This is a genomic window from Megasphaera geminata F0357, assembly GCF_000239275.1.
GTDB lineage: Bacteria > Bacillota > Negativicutes > Veillonellales > Megasphaeraceae > Megasphaera > Megasphaera geminata.
Window position 1 is genome coordinate 55,111 of sequence record NZ_JH417574.1, and the last position, 16,814, is coordinate 71,924.

Below are 16,814 nucleotides of genomic sequence, written 5' to 3' on the forward strand. Positions count from 1 at the left end.
ACGCTCCAGTTGCCGTCGCTCCCGCCGCAGCGGCTCCGGCTGCTGTCGCGTCCGTAGCTGCCGTAGGCGGTTCCGTGCGCATTCACATCGGCGAAGGCAAGGATATTGACCTCGAATTCCCCTTGGGCGGCGGTATTGCCGCTCCCGTAGCTGCCGCTCCGGCAGTAGCCGCGGCGGCAGGCGCAACTTCCGCCGTAACGGGTGACGCAGTGGCGGCGGTAGCGGCCGAAGCGGCTCAGGAACCTGTCAAGGTGCGCGAGCTCCGCCATGACCACTTGAAAATTGAAAAGGTGGAATTCGGTGAAGAAACAAAAATCGAAGGCACAACCTTGTTCATCCGTAAAGAAGGGATCTGCGAGGAAGCCGTGGAAACACAGGAACTTGTAGAAGCCCTCGAACTGGATATCATCACTCCGGACCGTTATAATGAATTCTCCAACACGATCATGGACGTACAGCCTCTGGCAACCAAGGTCGAAGGAGAGCTCGGCGAAGGCGTTACCCGTGTCCTTGACGGTGTCGTCTTCATCGTTTCCGGTACCGACTCCACGGGCGTCCAGATCGGCGAATTCGGTTCTTCCGAAGGCGAAATGGACAAAAATATCATGTGGGGCCGTCCGGGCGCTCCCGACAAAGGTGAAATCTTCGTTAAGACGAATGTGACCATCAAGGCCCATTCCAACATGGAACGGCCGGGCCCCTTGGCCGCACACCGCGCTTCCGACTACATTGCGCAGGAAATCCGCGAAGCGATTAAGAAAGCGGACCCGTCTCTTGTGGTGGAAGAAGAAGAAATCGTTCAGTATCGTCGTCCCGGCAAGCCGAAGGTGCTCATTGTCAAGGAAATCATGGGCCAGGGCGCTATGCATGACAACTTGATTCTCCCGGTTGAACCGGTAGGCACATTGGGAGCGAAACCGAATGTTGACCTCGGCAACCTGCCGGTCCTGCTCAACCCGCTTGAACTCGTCGACGGCGGCATCCATGCATTGACCTGCATCGGCCCTGCTTCCAAGGAAATGTCCCGTCATTACTGGAGAGAACCGTTGGTTCATGCGGCAATGCGCGATGAAGAAATCGACCTGGTCGGCATCATGCTTGTAGGCTCACCGCAGGCTAACTCTGATAAATTCTATGTTTCCCGTCGTCTCGGCCAGACCGTTGAATGCATGGGCATCGACGGCGCCATCGTAACGACTGAAGGCTTCGGCAACAACCACGTTGACTTCTCGTCTCATATCGAACAGATCGGCAAGCGCGGTGTTAAAGTTGTCGGCGCTTCTTATTGTGCTGTCCAGGGCGCGTTGGTCGTCGGCAACAAGTACATGGGTGCTATGTGCGACAACAACAAGTCCAAACAGGGTATTGAAAACGAAATCCTTTCGAACAACACGCTTTGCCCGGAAGATGCTATCCGTCAGCTGGCCATGTTGAAGACCCTGCTCGGCGGCGGCGAAATCAAGGCTGCCGAACGCAAATGGAACCCCAACGTCAAGCTGAATAACATCGAAGTAATTGAAAAGACAACCGGTAAGAAGATCGAGCTCGTTGAAAACGAACAGGTTCTTCCGAAGTCCAAAAAACGTCTTGAAAAATACGAACCGGAAGCATAAGCTTTCTGGAGATAAAAATGGCTGAACACGAACTTAAGTACATGTCCAGTGAGGCAATGTACGAAGGAGTTATTGTAGAACTTCATGACGGTAGCGTGGGAATTGACCTCAAAGGCCGCTTAGGCCACCTGAGCATTCCCAAGCGTATGATAATTTCGAATTATGAATTGAAGCTCGGACAGGAAGTGGGATTTCTCATGTCTTATCCGGAAGTTTTCGATGATGAGCCGAAGGAAGAATATGTAAACGCTATCAAGCATAGGAATAAGCTTCTTGAAGAAGCGAAACGCAAAAACTCCGAAAGTAAACAGAGAGGAGAAACATTGTTATGAGTTTAACAGTTTTTGAAGGCTTACAGTCTGAAATATACGTGCCTATTACGCCGAAATCTATTTTCACGCCTGTAACCAAACCTTTAAGCGAAATGACTATTGCACTCGCTTCCGCTTGCGGTGCCCATCTTAAAAGCGATGCCCGCTTCAATCTTGCAGGGGATACGTCTTTCCGCGAAATCCCCGACGACACGCCGACGAGTGAATTGATGATCTCTCACGGCGGTTACGATAACAGTGATGCCAACCGTGACATCAACTGCATGTTCCCGCTCGATCGTTTGCATGAGCTTGTAAAAGAAGGCTTCATCAAAGCTACCGCTCCGACACACTTCGGTTTCATGGGCGGCGGCGGCGACCAGGAAGCGTTCCACGATAAAACCGGCCCTGAAATTGCCAGAAGACTTAAAGAAGAAGGCGTCGACGGCGTCCTCTTAACAGCCGGGTGAGGTACTTGCCACAGAACTGCCGTGATCGTGCAGAGAGCAATTGAAGAAATCGGTATCCCGACTATTATTATCGCGGCCCTGCCGCCTGTAGTACGTCAGAACGGCACGCCCCGCGCTACGGCTCCTATCGTCCCGATGGGTGCTAACGCAGGCGAACCGCACAATATTGAAATGCAGACGGGTATCGTCAAGGATACGCTCCAGGCCCTGGAAGACATTGAAACTCCGGGTAAGATCGTTCCCTTGCCGTATGAATATGTAGCTCAGATCTAATTGTTGTTGCGACAACTATACTTTGGAAAAGCAGGTGTGACTCATGCATGGCGAACCGTTGAAGATTAGAGTCTTTCATATGAAAGAGGTCCGGCTTGGAGACTGCTTCAAGCTGGAAGCGGACCGCCTGACGGTACCGCAGAGTTTTAACCATGCGTGCGATTTGATTGAGCAGCTGAAGATTCAAGTATTGCCGCCGCGACAGCACGATGTAGAAACCAACACCATCATGGATGTGGTCCCCATATCCGCGAAGGTGTTGGGCCCCATCGGGGCGGGGATTACCCATACCCTGACGGGAGTATATGTCGTCATGTGCGGCGCTATCATTGACGGCGAACAGCTCCATGAATTCGGTTCATCCGAAGGCAGATTGAGCGAAAACATGAAATTTAATAAGGTCGGTACGCCCGGCGATGATGATTACATTATTCTTATAGACGCATTTGTGAAAAAAGGCACTGCCTTTACGCGTGAAACATGCATGAAGGTTTTTGAACTCGTAGATAATTTTATTCAGGAAATCAGGGAGCAGTTAAAACTCCTTGACGGCCGTGACGCGGCGGAATCACATACGTATACGGAAAACTATCATCCCGGCAAGCCTAAGGTCGCAATTATCAAAGAAGTAGCCGGCCAGGGCGCTATGTACGACACCTTGGTATTTCCTCTTGAACCGAGCGGTTTCAAAGGGGGCGTTTCCATTATCGATATGGAGAATATGCCCGTTCTTTTGTCACCCAACGAGTATCGCGACGGCGCTATCCGCGCGATGGATTAAGAGTGAAGAGGAGGTGTTGTAAATGGGTATCGGACCGTCAACCAAGGAAACTTCAAAACACTATTTTCAAGATCCTCTAATCGACGTATTTGCCAATGACCCGGAAATCGATTTCCGCGGTGTTGTCGTTGTAGGCACCCCCCAGGACAACAGAATGAAGCACCTCGTCGGTCAGCGCGCGGCCGTATGGCTGAAAGCAATGGCCTGCGACGGCGCCGTTATTTCTGCCGACGGCTGGGGCAATTCGGATGTGGACTTTGCCAATACTATGGAACAGGTCGGCGATCGGGGCATCAGTATTATAGGGATCAAATTCATCGGCAAACAAGCCAAATTCGTTGTTGAAAATAAATATACGAATCAGGTTTTGGATATGAATAAATCCGTTGCAGGCATCGAAACGGAAATAGTAGGTGAAAATGCGGTGGACCGCATAGACGCAATTAAGGCTTTAGCTGCAATCAAATTAGTGATGCGCAAAGATAAAAAATTCTAGAAAAATCTGGAAGCACAAGGGAGGTTAAGAACCATGAAGTATTCAAGGATGCTTACGGCTATTGATTCTCATACTTGCGGCGAAGCCGCTCGTTTGATTATCGGCGGTGTTACCAAATTCCCCGGTAAGACAATGGCTGAAAAGAAAATCTACTTGGAAGAACACGAGGACAATTTGCGGAAAGCGGTAATGCTTGAAGCAAGAGGTCATCAGGACATGTTCGGCGCGTTTATTTGCGAACCCGTTCATGACGAAGCCGATTACGGCATCATCTTTATGGATTCCGGCGGATACTTGAATATGTGCGGCCACAATACCATCGCGGCCATGACGGCGGCGGTTGAATGCGGCTGGGTACATGTAAAGCCGGGCGAGCGCGAAGTTTCTGTCGTTCAGGACGCGCCTGCCGGTATTATCCGCGGTCATGTACATTTAAAAGACGACTATGTCGTCGATTCCGTTTCTTTTGATAACGTCGAATCTTTCCTCTACAAGGAAAATGTGGAAGTAGACGTTCCCGAACTGGGCAAAAAAATTCACTGCGACATTTCTTTCGGCGGCAGTTTCTTCGCTATTTTGCCGGCTACGGAAGTGGACCTTGATATTTGCCCGGAAAATGCAAGCAAATTCTCCAAGATCGGTTTGATTATTCGCGACGCCGTCAACAAACAGGTGGAAATACAGCACCCGACACTGGAACATATTAAGACGGTAGATCTTGTGGAATTCTACGGCCCTGCCAAGAGTCCCGACGCAACGTATCAGAATGTCGTCGTCTTCGGCGAAGGTTCCGTCGACCGTTCTCCCTGCGGCACAGGCACGAGTGCGAAAGTGGCTACGCTCCATGCTAAAGGTGAATTGAAGGTGGGCGAACACATTATTTATGAAAGTATTTTAGGCACGAAATTCAAAGGTGAAGTCCTGGAAGAAACGACGCTTGCCGGCCGTAAAGCCATCATCCCGAGAATCACGGGTTCCGCTTATATTAACGGCTTCAACACGTTCTTAGTGGATCCTGACGATCCCTTAAAAGACGGCTTTATCCTTGGTTAATAGGGGGAGATTTCCATGGTAGTTAACGCACTGCTCGGTTTATTAGGTATTTTATTTATTTACTATTTGATTTTCTATGTCCGTGATCTGGTTGCACACAAGGGTGACTGGGGCGAAGGCAATGTTCCCATCAATCTGTTTATCGGGTTCATTACCAACTTCCTCGATACATTGGGTATCGGCTCTTACGCGACGACGACGATGCTGCTCGGCGTGACCAAACAGCTCAAGAGCGATAAGCTTCTTCCGGGGACACTGAATGTTGCCGATACGATCCCCGTATTGATTGAAGCGTTCCTCTTTATTTCCGTCGTGGAAGTTGAATCGGTAACCTTGTTTTCACTGATTATCGCAGCCATTGTCGGCGCCGTTATCGGCGGTAAAACCGTGCCGAACCTTTCGGAAAAGAAGGTACAGACCTATTTGGGCTTCGCCCTTCTCATTACGGCGCTCTTGATGCTCGGCAAGCAGCTCGGCCTCATGGACTTCCTCGGCACGGGTAATACGGCTATGGGCCTGGAAGGACCCAAACTTATTCTTGCCGTCGTATTGAATCTGATCTTCGGTGCGCTCATGACTATCGGCTGCGGCCTCTATGCGCCGTGCATGGCTATGGTTTATTTGCTCGGCCTGAATCCGATCGTGGCATTTCCGGTTATGATGGGATCGTGCGCGGCACTGATGCCGGTCGCATCAAAAGAATTTATCGTTGCCGGCGTATATGCCCGTAAAGTCAGCGTCCTTATTGCACTGAGCGGTATTGTCGGCGTTATTATTGCCGCTAAACTGGTTCAGAGTATGGATCTTAATCTTCTCACCTGGCTCGTTATCATCGTCGTTATTTACACGGCCTTTATGTATATTCGCAAAGGCCTGAAAAACCCGGGTAACGCAGCTCAATAACCGGGGACGTTACGGCAAATTTTACTGCCGTCATTGTCCTAACGGTATGAAAGTTATGCAATATCTCAATAAAAGATGATGAAAAGCCTGATTTCTATTATAATAGAAGTTGGGTTTTTTCATTTACTTGCAATCATGTGTAAAGGAGTCTGCTTATGGCGAATATTGTAATCGGTACGGCAGGTCATGTCGATCACGGTAAAACAACGCTGATCAAAGCCTTGACGGGGATTGAAACGGACACGACAAAAGAAGAAAAAAAGCGGGGCATGTCCATTAATCTAGGGTTTGCCTATTTGGATCTGACCCATGGGCGCCGCGTCGGTATCGTCGACGTACCGGGGCATGAAAAGTTCATAAAGAATATGGTTGCCGGGTTGCCCGGCATTAACCTCGTTCTCCTCGTTATCGATGCCGGCGAGGGCGTGATGCCGCAGACACGGGAACATATTGACATATTGAGCCTTTTAGGCGTTAAAAACTTTCTTATCGTTTTAACGAAAATTGATACAGTAGATGAAGAACTGCGTGAACTTGCCGTTGAGGATACGCGTCAACAATTGGCCAATACGGCGCTGAAGGACGCCGAAATCGTGGAAACGGACGCTATAAGCGGAAAGGGTATTTCCGAACTTCGCAATAAAATAGAGGAATGGGCGGACAAGGTGCCGGAGGCCGCCGAGGACGGGAAAGCCCGCCTCAATGTAGATCGTGTATTTTCCGTCAAAGGCTTCGGCACGGTTGTCACGGGCACGCTTCTGGACGGGCCTGTCAGCGTAGGTGATGAGCTTACTGTCTATCCCGGCAAAAAAAAGACGCGTATCGGCAACATTCAAGTACACGAAACGGATGTAAAAAGAGTCACGTCCCGGCACCGTACGGCCCTCAACCTGGCCAATATAACAACAGACGATATAGAACGGGGTGACGTGCTGTCGGTCTCGGATCAGCTGCAGCCGACATGGATGCTCGACGTTAAGATCTCGTGTCTGAAACATGCCGCCGCCCCTGTCGGCCTTTGGGATCGCGTGCGTCTTCTTATCGGCACGCGCGAGGTCATGGCCAGAGCCGTACCGATAGGTACGGAACGTATTGAACCGGGGCAGGAGGGCTTTCTGCAGCTTCGCATGGAAACGGAGCAGGTCGTCGTCAAAGAACGGGATCGTTTCATTCTCAGAACCTATTCGCCGATGCATACGATTGCCGGCGGTGAGATACTTGACGCGGCGCCGAAGAAACACCGCCGTTTCAAAGCCGATGTATTGGCGAGCCTGAAGACCAAAGAAGAAGGCAATCTCGCCGATATTATGGAAGATTTTTTGATCCATAAAAAGCAATCTTTCACGACGGAAAAAGATCTGGCCGAATATACGGGCATGACGGGGGAAGAACTGCAGAGTGAATTGACCGCTCTGTCCGATGCGGGAAAATTGCTGCATATTTCTCTCGGCTATATCCATACGGACGTGTATAAGAAGATAAAGGGGCAGGCCGTTCAGATCCTCCTGTCATATCATCAGAAATTCCCGTTGCGGGCAGGCATGTCTCCGGAAGAATTCCGCTCCCGCCTGCGGCAAAAAAAGCGGGGACAAGACTGTTTCGGATAAGGAAATTTCGGCGCTCATTAAACTGCTGTTGTCAGACGGCGCCTGCAAGGAAGAGGGGAGCCTCATTGCGGCCGCGAGTTTTACCGTGAAATTCAATGAAAAGCAGACGGCATTACGCAAAAAAATAGAAGAAACAGTGCTGAAAAGCGGATACACGCCTGTTAAAAAAGCGGAATTCTACAGCCTTGATCAAGAAGCTGAAGGGGTCGTGGAAGCCCTGTGCGGCAGCTCGTTTGTACAGCTTACACCCGAATATGTCATTTCCGGGGAATATTTTAATAAAGCCGTTCAGGCTATACATGACTATATCCGCGAACACGGACGGATGGCTCTGGGCGATTTTCGCGATATAACCGATTCGAGCCGTAAATCGTCAATGCTTATTCTCGAGTATGCCGATTCGCTCGATATCACAAGGCGTGTGGAAAATTACCGTGTTCTCGGCTCCTATTGGAACCGTCAGCAATAACCCGTATTCAGCATAGTATGTCGGTTCCTGCAAGCACAATACTACTCTTAAAAGGAAAGAAGGTAATTCCTGTATGAACAGCAAGAAAATCGGTTTATGGGATTTGGTATTCATGGACGTATCGGCATTGTTCGGTATTCGCTGGATAGCCAAATCGACTGCATCCAGCTTCGGGTTGGGCTTAGGCGCCATTCCGTCATGGGTGCTGTTCTCTTTTATTTTCTTTGTTCCGTGCGCCCGATCTGTGCGGAACTGGCATCGACCTATCCGCGTGACGGCGGTCTTTTCGAGTGGGTGAAGGAAGCGTACGGAGAAAAATTCGGTTTCCTCGTTTCCTGGCTGAACTGGACTTCCAAAATTTTCTGGTACACGTCCTTTCTTACCTTTCTGACAATCAATGTGTCCTTTGCCATTAACATGCCCGAATTGTCGGAAAACAAAACGTTTGTACTCATCATGTCTCTCGCCGTTTTCTGGATTCTTTCCTTTATCAGCACAAAGGGTATGACTTTCGGCAAAATTTTCACGAATCTCGGCGCGTTGGGCTCGACGGTACCGGCTGTTCTTCTGATCCTCATGGCCTTCGGCGCCGCAATTTTCTTCGACAGGCCGTCCGCGTCGGTCTATACGGTGGAAACGATGACTCCCGTATTGAACTGGGACTCCCTCGGCGCGATTTCCAGCGTCATGTTTGCCTTTGCCGGGTCGGAACTTACGGCCAATTTTGTTACGGAAATGGAAAATCCTAAACGGGATTTCCCGCGGGCGATTTTTATTGCCGCCGCCGTTGTGGCCGGCATTTACATGCTCGGTTCCGTTGCCATTACAATGATTATGCCGACCGATCAGATCACCGCTTCGCAGGGCATTCTCGTGAGTTTGGCTGCAATTTCCGCATGGTTCGGGATCGGCTCATGGTTCATCCAACTCGTTGCTTTAGGCATTACTTTTTCTATGGTTGGCGCGATTATCCTGTACATCGCGTCTCCCGTCAAGATGCTTTTCGGCAGTGTCAAAAACGGCATTTTTCCCGAATCGATGACGCGGACGAACAGTCGCAATATTCCGGAACGCGCCGTCTATCTGCAGGCGATCCTGGTTACCGTAATTATTCTGGCGTTTCAATTCATCCCGTCCGTCGACGCGATTTACAACGTACTGGTCACGATGACCGCTTTGACGGCCCTGTTCCCGTATGTGCTGCTTTTTATGTCATACATTAAACTGCGCAAAACCCGTCCCGACGAAGAGCGTCCGTACGAAATATCGAAAAATACGGGCACTGCCGTTTCCGTGGCTACACTGGTCCTCATCGTTACCGTAATCGGCATTATCTGCTCGGCGGCGCCCGTTATGCCGACATGGGAAGATAATCTGATATATGAGGCGGAAATGATCTTCGGCGCTGTTGTTGTCATCGGTGCCGGCTTGGGCTTATGGAGCCGTTTCGTCAAAAAGACAGGGTTTAAAGAGTGATTGTCTTTTTACGGTAAATACCGCGTAAACAGAGGCCGTTTGTTGAAATTAAGGAGGAGTTGTTATGCATCAGAATCGTGTTAACAAAGTATTACAGTTAATGGCGGAACAGAACATACCGCAAATGATCGTGTCCGACCCGTATGCCGTCTTTTATCTGACGGGAACATGGATTCATCCCGGCGAGCGCATGCTTGTCTTATACCTGACACAGAGCGGTAAACATAAATTATTCGTAAACGAGCTGTTTCCCTTTGCCGCCGCGGTGGACGCCGAAAAGGTCTGGTTCAACGATACGCAGGATGCAGTCGCGATTTTAGCCGATTACATTGAAAAGGACAAGACTGTGGCCGTCGACAAGAACTGGCCGGCCCGTTTCCTCATCGGCCTCATGGACCGCCATGCAGGCAGCGCCTTTGTGAACGGCTCCGAAATCATCGATCGCGTCCGCATGGTAAAAGATGCAAAAGAGCTTGATATTATGCGGGAAGCGTCCCGTTTAAACGACATTGCGTGCAGTAGAATGGTCGAACTTGTCAAAGAGGATCTGGACGAAGCGCAAATGGGGAAAAAACTCGGTGAGATCTGGGAAGAACTCGGCGCCGAAGGACATTCGTTCGAACCGATCATCGCATACGGCGCGAACGGCGCCGATCCGCATCATACGACGGTAAAAGGCGCCCGTAAGAAGCCGGGCGATACTGTCGTCATCGATATCGGTTGTATTTATAAATCCTATTGTTCCGATATGACGCGTACCGTATTTTATCAGTCCGTCCCGGCAGAAGGGAAGAAGGTTTACGAAATTACGCGCGATGCCAACTTGAAAGCCATCGAAAAAGTTAAACCGGGCGTCACGTTCGCGGCACTCGACGCGGCCGCCCGCGATTATATTACGGAGCACGGCTACGGTAAGTATTTTACCCATCGCCTCGGCCATTCTATCGGGCTGGAGGACCATGAAGCGGGTGATGTATCCGCCATTAACCATGATGTCGTCGTTCCGGGCCGCGTGTTTTCTATCGAACCGGGGATTTACCTGCCCGGCAATCTGGGCGTTCGCGTGGAAGATCTCGTCATCGCCACGGAGGACGGCTGCGAAGTGTTGAACCGTTATACAAAGGATTTACTGGTAGTAGGATAACCGGAAACATAAAGTGTTGCGACATGAAGGTACGGCGCAGGTCTTCTTTATGTCAGAAAGGGAACGAATATGCTCTTGCTGAACAGGTCGGATATTGAATCGGTATTTTCCATGAAAGCCGCTATCGCGGCGAACAAGGAAGCGTTTGCGCTGGCGTCATCGGGAGAGGCGGTTGTTCCGCTGCGCACGTCTTTACGCAGTGATACCGTTGACGGGACATTTCTTTTTATGCCGTCATATACAAAAAAACTGAACAAAGCCGCTTTAAAAACGGTCAATGTGTTTCCGGGCAACGCGGCGGCGGGGCTTGACGTCACCCGAGGCGTAATCCTACTCATGGACGGTGAAACAGGCGCTTTTTTAGCCATGCTGGACGGAACCTGTGTTACCGCCCTGCGTACCGGTGCCGCGGCGGGAGCGGCGTATGATCTGCTTGCCCGTAAAGACGCGGCCTGCGGGGCACTTATCGGCACGGGCGGACAGGCCGAATGCCAACTGGCGGCCATGTTATGCTGCCGGGCGCTGAAAAGCGTGCGCGTCTTCAGCAGGAACGAGGAAAAAAGGGAAGCTTTCGCAAAGGCTATGAATAAAAAATTTGCTGCTTACGGCGCCCGTATCGTTTCCGTTTCTTCAGCCGATGAAGCCGTACAGGGGGCAGACCTGGTCACGGCGGCAACGACCGCTTCCGAGCCGGTGATTAAAGGTGAATTGCTCAAAGAAGGGGCTGTCGTATGCAGTATCGGTTCATATACTCCGGAAATGATAGAAATGGATACGGCCGTCCTGAAACGGGCCGCAGCCGTTTATGTCGACTCACGCGAAGCCGTACTGGCGGAAGCGGGAGATTTCCTGCAGCCTATGTCGCGCGGTGAATTCAGTGAGGCCCGGATTACGGGAGAATTGGGCGAACTTGTCCTGAACCGGTGTGCCGGACGAAGCGGGGACAGTGATATCATCGTGTTTAAAAGCGTCGGTACGGGCATTCAGGATTTAGTAACGGCCGCCCGTATTTACGAGGCCGCCGCAGCCGCTCGTGCCGGTACGGAATGGATATAGGCGGACAGCTGAAGTTGTTGTCAAAATAACTATTATATGATAGTATTTATCTTGTCGTTTGGGGGGGGATGGGTTCTGGTGTGCCCTCTGGTCTTCAAAACCAGCATGAGGAGTTAGGAGCTTCTTAGGTGGGTTCGATTCCCACACCTTCCCGCCATTTACCAATTCAGGCCGGGCCGCCGCCCGGCCTCTTTTATTTGGTTGCAGGAAGCGGCTTTTGTTGTCCCGATTTGCCGGGTATGCTATAATTTAACTTATTTATATGACGGACTGTCGGGGCTTTAGGAATCTAAAGCCCCCTTTGGTATGAGGAAAGATAAGGATATGGACCTTTTTTTTAAATGGCTTGAACAGGATAAAACGGTACAGAGTGCGCCTCAGCTTTTTAAATGCGGTAAGAACTACGGCTTATACGGTCTCGGCGGTTCTTCCAAAACGGCTCTTATTGCCGATATACTTAACAACACCGGGAAAAAATGTATTATTATCGTGCCCACGGGCGAACAACAAACTATATGGCTCACGGATTTACATTTTTTTGCGCCTCATCTCCGTACCTATACTGTGCCGCTGGTTCATAGGACCCTTTTCACGACAACCGCGAAAAGCCTGGATTTTGCCGCCCGTCGTATGGAAGCGCTGACGGCCCTGCGCGGTGATAAACAGGTGATCGTTGTGGCGACGGCGGCGGAAGCGGCCCAGCATGTCGTGAGTCCGGGTGAAATCGATGCCGCCGTGCTGACGTTTGCGGTCAATGAAGAATATGCCCGTGAAACGGTTCTCGCCGGCCTTGCGGAGGGCGGGTATGAACGGACGGAACTCGTTGATCGTCGCGGCTGCTTTTCTGTCCGCGGCGATATTATCGACGTATATCCGCTCAATGAAGAGCGGGCCGTCCGTATCGAATTTTTCGGGGATACCGTGGAAAGTATCCGCTATTTCGACAGTACGTCGCAAAAGTCCGGGGAGCACATCGATTCCGCCAGAATTTTACCCTTCGCCATGGCCCGTGACGGGATTGATGCCGGGTCTACGCTGCTTGATTACGGCGAAGACTCGTTTATTATCTGGGACGAAGGAAATAGGTCGAAAGAAGAACTGAAGAAGTTTTGTATCGAAGCGGACGAATGGAAGGGGCGGACGGAGCAGTGGCGTACTATCACGGGACGGCAGCATAATGCCGTACAGCTGTTCCTGTCCGTCCTGGCCCAATCCGTGAGTAATGTTGACGAAGCCGCCGCGCTCAGTTTCACGGCCAAGACGATAGCCGGCTTCCGCAAAGAGTTCGCTCTTTTAAAAGACGAACTTCAGCATTGGCTGCGCAATGACTACAAGATAGTTTTCGTTATTTCCGGTAAAAACAGAGCCGCTTCCTTGCAAAGCTGGCTGAAACGCAACGATCTCGGCGCAGTTCCGTTGGAAAACGGAAAAGACGGAGCGGGGATCTATATGGCAGACGGAGAAATTCAGAACGGGTTTGATTTGCCGTATGCCAAACTCGCGGTCTCCCCGAACGGGACGTATACGGCACGCAGAAAAAGCGATTGCGCAAGCATACGGCAAACGGACGGGAACTTAACGCCTTTACCGATTTGAACAAAGGTGATTATGTAGTGCACGCCACTCACAGTATAGGTAAATATACGGGCATTAAGACGATTGAAAGCGACGGGGTGCATAAAGACTATTTGGAAATCCACTATGCGGGGCAGGATATTCTCTACGTCCCGACGGATCAGCTTAATTTACTGCAGCGCTATATCGGCAATGAAGGAGAGGCCCCCCGTTTACATAAAATGGGCGGCGCCGACTGGAAAAAAGCGCGCGCAAAAGCGCAAAAATCAATTGACAGTTTAGCCGAAAAATTGGCGGATCTGTACGCTAAACGTGAAATCATCGACGGCTATGCGTTTCCTCCCGACACACCCTTTCAGCAGGAATTTGAAGAAACGTTCCCGTATGAAGAAACGCCGGATCAGTTAAAAGCCGTGGCGGCCGTAAAAAAAAGCATGGAAAAGCCGCTGCCGATGGATTGCCTGGTCTGCGGCGATGTCGGTTTCGGCAAGACGGAAGTCGCCATTCGCGCCGCTTTTAAAGCCGTTATGGGCGGCAAACAGGTTGCCGTCCTCGTGCCGACGACCGTTCTGGCGCAGCAGCACTATCAAACTTTTACGGAGCGTTTTCGGCCCTTCGGCATTGAATGTGACGTTCTCAACCGTTTCCGGTCATTAAAAGAACGGAAAGCTATCCTGACCCGTCTGTCCGAAGGCAAAGCGGATATCCTCATCGGCACGCACAGCATTTTAAATAAAAATGTTGTGTTTAAAGATGTAGGCCTCCTCATTGTCGATGAAGAGCAGCGTTTCGGCGTGGCGCAGAAAGAAAAATGGAAATCGTGGGCGACGGGAATCGACGTGCTCACCTTATCGGCCACGCCGATTCCGAGAACTCTTCATATGTCGCTCGTTCACTTACGTCAGCTGTGCCTTATTGAAACCCCGCCGACGGAACGAATCCCTGTGCAGACATATGTGACCGCGTATAATGCGGACATCGTGCGCGACGCGGTAATGCGCGAAAAACGCCGCGGCGGACAAGTCTTTTTCGTATATAACCGAGTCGCTTCGATAGAACGGATGAAGGCGGAACTGGAAGCATTGCTGCCGGATATTACCGTCGGCATGGCACACGGGCAGATGCCCGGTTCACTCCTGGAAGCGACGATGTTTGATTTCTATGAAGGGAATTATGACCTTCTTCTGTGTTCCAGTCTGGTGGAAAACGGTCTGGACATAGCTAATGCCAATACGATTATCGTATATGACGCCGATCGCTTCGGCCTGTCCCAGTTGTATCAGATGCGCGGCCGTGTCGGCAGAAGCCGTCGCATGGCTTACGCATACTTCTTCTACAGGCGGAATAAAATCCTTTCGGAAGTGGCGGAAAAGCGCCTTCAGGCGGTAAAGGAATTTACGGAACTCGGTTCGGGCTTTAAAATTGCTATGCGCGATCTGGAAATACGTGGCGCCGGAAACCTTCTCGGCAGGGAACAGCACGGCAATATTGCCAGTGTAGGCTTCGCCATGTACGTACACATGCTGGAAACGGCTATTGCCCGGCTGCGCGGTGAAGAAACCCGTGAGCGGCCGCCGGTGCGTACGGTTATGGAAGTGCAGGCCGACGCGTACATTGACGATGCATATATCGGGCACGGCGGGCAGAAGATTGAAATGTACCAACGGCTGGCTTTAATTGAAACAACGGCCCAACTGGACGAACTGGAAGAAGAACTCTTCGATCGGTACGGCAAGCCGACCGAACCGGTACGGACGCTTCTGAAAGCCACTCGCCTGCGCCTGTGCGCCCAACATCTACAAATTACGCGTATCAGCCAAAAGACTGCTGGCCTGGAAATGAAGTGGCGGAACGAAGCCCGCGTTCCGGACCCGGACGCTTTCGAGGCGGTCCTGAAGCGCCGCTGCCGCAGGCTGCCGGGATTAAAGGCGACATTTCGCTTTGATTTAACAGGCATACCGGACATTCTCGCATACATCGACTATATTCTTAAAGCTTGCGCGAAACAGGAGGACAGGGATGCTTAAAAATATGTTTTTACGGGGCGCCATGGCCCTCACGGCAGCGGGTATTGTCGTCAAGCTCCTCGGCGGCGTCAACCGGATCCTGTTATCCCGTATTCTCGGCGGTGAAGGCATAGGCCTTTATCAGATCGCTTATCCCGTCTATGTACTCGGCCTCAGCATCGCCGGAGCGGGCGTACCGATAGCGCTTTCCGTCATGGTGGCGGAAAAAATCGCTCAGGGCGATTCGGGCGGCGCGCGCCGTATATTCCGCATTATTCTGATCTTCATGACGGTCGTTGCCGTTTTTTTCGGCGCGGGCCTGTTTCTCGGCGCCGAAGGTCTCATTGCGTTCGGCCTGGTACGGGACGTGCGTGCCTATTTTCCCTTGGTTGTTTTGGCTCCGGCACTGACTGTTTCAATCATCACCTGTACCTTTCGCGGTTATTTTCAGGGCTTACAGATAATGACGCCGACGGCGATCTCGCAAATGTGCGATCAATTCGTCCGCGTATGCGTTATGCTCGTCCTGGCGTATACGCTCCTTCCGTACGGCTTGGAAACGGCCGTTACCGGTGCCGCTTTCGGTGCCGTTCCCGGCGCTCTGGCCGGTCTTGCCGTTATCAGCGCGCTCTATGCGCGCCACGTTCGCCGATCCGTGCCGCCCCTTCGGGGCGCTGATAACGGTGAGCCCGTGTTTTCTCTTCTGCGGCGCTTTATCATTCTCGCCGTACCGGTTGCGGCCGCCAATATGCTGCTGCCGGCCGTTGCCGGTATCGATATGATCATCGTGCCGATGCGGCTCGAGGCGGCAGGCCATTCCGTACAGGCTTCAACCGCCCTGTACGGGTATTTGACGGGTATGGCCAACGGTCTCGTTCAAGTGCCGACCATCCTTACCGTATCACTGGCAACCAGCCTTGTGCCGGCCGTTTCGGCCGCGTTTACGGCGGGGCGGTTACAGGAGGTGAAAGAACGGACCGATACGGCCATGCGCATAGCCAATCTTATCACTGTGCCCGCATGCCTGGGCTTGGCCGTCCTGGCAACGCCTATTTCCGAGCTGTTATATAATACCGCCGCCGCAGGACCTGCCATACGGGTGCTTGCGCTGGCCGCCTTTTTGATCGGGTTGCAGCAGGTTACGAACGGGCTGTTGCAGGGAATGGGGCGTACGGGCATCCCTCTGCTCAACATGGGCATAGCGGCCGTCGTCAAAATCATTCTCTCCTGGTATTTAACGGCCCTTCCCTGGCTCGGTGAAGTTGGGGCCGCATGGGCGACAAATGCGGATATCGCCTTGGCGACGACGTTGAATATATATTTTGTGCGCAAATATATCGGGTATAGGCCGGAGTGGGCGTATATCGGCAAATTGTTTATCGCTGCCGCGGCGATGGCGGGGACCGCCGTAATTCTGTATCACCCTCTTTCAGCCGTAGCGGGAAATTCGGCAGCCACTGTGGTTTCAATCGCGGCCGCCGCCATTATTTACCTTGCCGGCCTCTTCCTGGTACGTGCCGTTGACGTTGCCGTACTGCGGAATGTCCCGTTTATGGGAAAATTGTTGAAATAACCGTCAGA

General features: G+C 51.6%; 16 protein-coding genes and 1 tRNA gene. All 17 read left to right on the forward strand.

Features of this window, described 5'->3' with window-relative positions; translation table 11 throughout:
* Positions 1–1,613 (forward strand): D-proline reductase (dithiol) proprotein PrdA (gene prdA / locus HMPREF0080_RS02915; protein WP_006789699.1); only part of this gene is annotated, 1,613 nt, incomplete at its 5' end.
* Positions 1,614–1,630: 17 nt separating this feature from the next.
* Positions 1,631–1,945: a CBO2463/CBO2479 domain-containing protein gene (locus HMPREF0080_RS02920; protein WP_006789700.1), complete on the forward strand. Its 315-nt coding sequence runs from the start codon at positions 1,631–1,633 to the stop codon at positions 1,943–1,945.
* The gene (locus HMPREF0080_RS11805; protein ID WP_006789701.1) at positions 1,942–2,394 is read left to right on the forward strand and encodes a glycine/sarcosine/betaine reductase selenoprotein B family protein; all 453 of its coding nucleotides are present in this window, start codon (positions 1,942–1,944) and stop codon (positions 2,392–2,394) included. Before HMPREF0080_RS02920 ends, HMPREF0080_RS11805 begins: the two co-directional genes overlap by 4 nt.
* A 21-nt stretch (positions 2,395–2,415) precedes the next feature.
* On the forward strand, positions 2,416–2,667 hold the full coding sequence (locus HMPREF0080_RS11810) for a hypothetical protein (protein WP_006789702.1): 252 nt from the start codon (positions 2,416–2,418) through the stop codon (positions 2,665–2,667).
* A 43-nt stretch (positions 2,668–2,710) separates the two neighbouring features.
* Positions 2,711–3,448 (forward strand): proline reductase cluster protein PrdD, encoded by a 738-nt coding sequence (prdD, locus tag HMPREF0080_RS02935; RefSeq protein WP_006789703.1) that lies wholly within the window; start codon positions 2,711–2,713, stop codon positions 3,446–3,448.
* 22 nt (positions 3,449–3,470) lie between these two features.
* Positions 3,471–3,944, forward strand: a complete 474-nt coding sequence (locus tag HMPREF0080_RS02940) for a glycine/sarcosine/betaine reductase component B subunit (protein ID WP_006789704.1) — start codon at positions 3,471–3,473, stop codon at positions 3,942–3,944.
* A 33-nt stretch (positions 3,945–3,977) separates the two neighbouring features.
* On the forward strand, positions 3,978–4,997 hold the full coding sequence (locus HMPREF0080_RS02945; protein ID WP_006789705.1) for a proline racemase family protein: 1,020 nt from the start codon (positions 3,978–3,980) through the stop codon (positions 4,995–4,997).
* 15 nt (positions 4,998–5,012) lie between these two features.
* The gene (locus HMPREF0080_RS02950; protein WP_006789706.1) at positions 5,013–5,900 is read left to right on the forward strand and encodes a sulfite exporter TauE/SafE family protein; all 888 of its coding nucleotides are present in this window, start codon (positions 5,013–5,015) and stop codon (positions 5,898–5,900) included.
* 155 nt (positions 5,901–6,055) lie between these two features.
* Entirely contained in the window at positions 6,056–7,507 is a 1,452-nt protein-coding gene (selB, locus tag HMPREF0080_RS02955; RefSeq protein ID WP_006789707.1) for a selenocysteine-specific translation elongation factor, read from the forward strand.
* Positions 7,508–7,592: 85 nt separating this feature from the next.
* Positions 7,593–7,976, forward strand: coding sequence for a SelB domain-containing protein (locus tag HMPREF0080_RS10580; protein ID WP_245527206.1), 384 nt, complete (start codon positions 7,593–7,595; stop codon positions 7,974–7,976).
* A gap of 96 nt (positions 7,977–8,072) precedes the next feature.
* Complete coding sequence (locus HMPREF0080_RS02960; protein ID WP_006789709.1) at positions 8,073–9,452, forward strand: APC family permease; 1,380 nt, start codon at positions 8,073–8,075, stop codon at positions 9,450–9,452.
* Between the two features lie 64 nt (positions 9,453–9,516).
* A complete protein-coding gene (locus HMPREF0080_RS02965) occupies positions 9,517–10,596 on the forward strand; it encodes a M24 family metallopeptidase (protein ID WP_006789710.1) in 1,080 nt (359 codons plus the stop codon).
* Positions 10,597–10,665: 69 nt separating this feature from the next.
* Positions 10,666–11,652: an ornithine cyclodeaminase family protein gene (locus HMPREF0080_RS02970; protein ID WP_006789711.1), complete on the forward strand. Its 987-nt coding sequence runs from the start codon at positions 10,666–10,668 to the stop codon at positions 11,650–11,652.
* Between the two features lie 60 nt (positions 11,653–11,712).
* Positions 11,713–11,809: transfer RNA gene (locus HMPREF0080_RS09880), tRNA-Sec, on the forward strand.
* Positions 11,810–11,976: 167 nt separating this feature from the next.
* Positions 11,977–13,248 carry a transcription-repair coupling factor family protein gene (locus tag HMPREF0080_RS10585; RefSeq protein ID WP_245527207.1) on the forward strand — a complete coding sequence of 424 codons (1,272 nt, stop codon included), beginning with the start codon at positions 11,977–11,979 and terminating at the stop codon, positions 13,246–13,248.
* The gene (gene mfd / locus HMPREF0080_RS10590) at positions 13,197–15,254 is read left to right on the forward strand and encodes a transcription-repair coupling factor (RefSeq protein WP_245527208.1); all 2,058 of its coding nucleotides are present in this window, start codon (positions 13,197–13,199) and stop codon (positions 15,252–15,254) included. Before HMPREF0080_RS10585 ends, mfd begins: the two co-directional genes overlap by 52 nt.
* Positions 15,247–16,806: a putative polysaccharide biosynthesis protein gene (locus tag HMPREF0080_RS02980; RefSeq protein WP_006789715.1), complete on the forward strand. Its 1,560-nt coding sequence runs from the start codon at positions 15,247–15,249 to the stop codon at positions 16,804–16,806. The genes mfd and HMPREF0080_RS02980 overlap by 8 nt, the downstream gene beginning before the upstream one ends.
* The last annotated feature ends 8 nt before the right edge of the window (positions 16,807–16,814 follow it).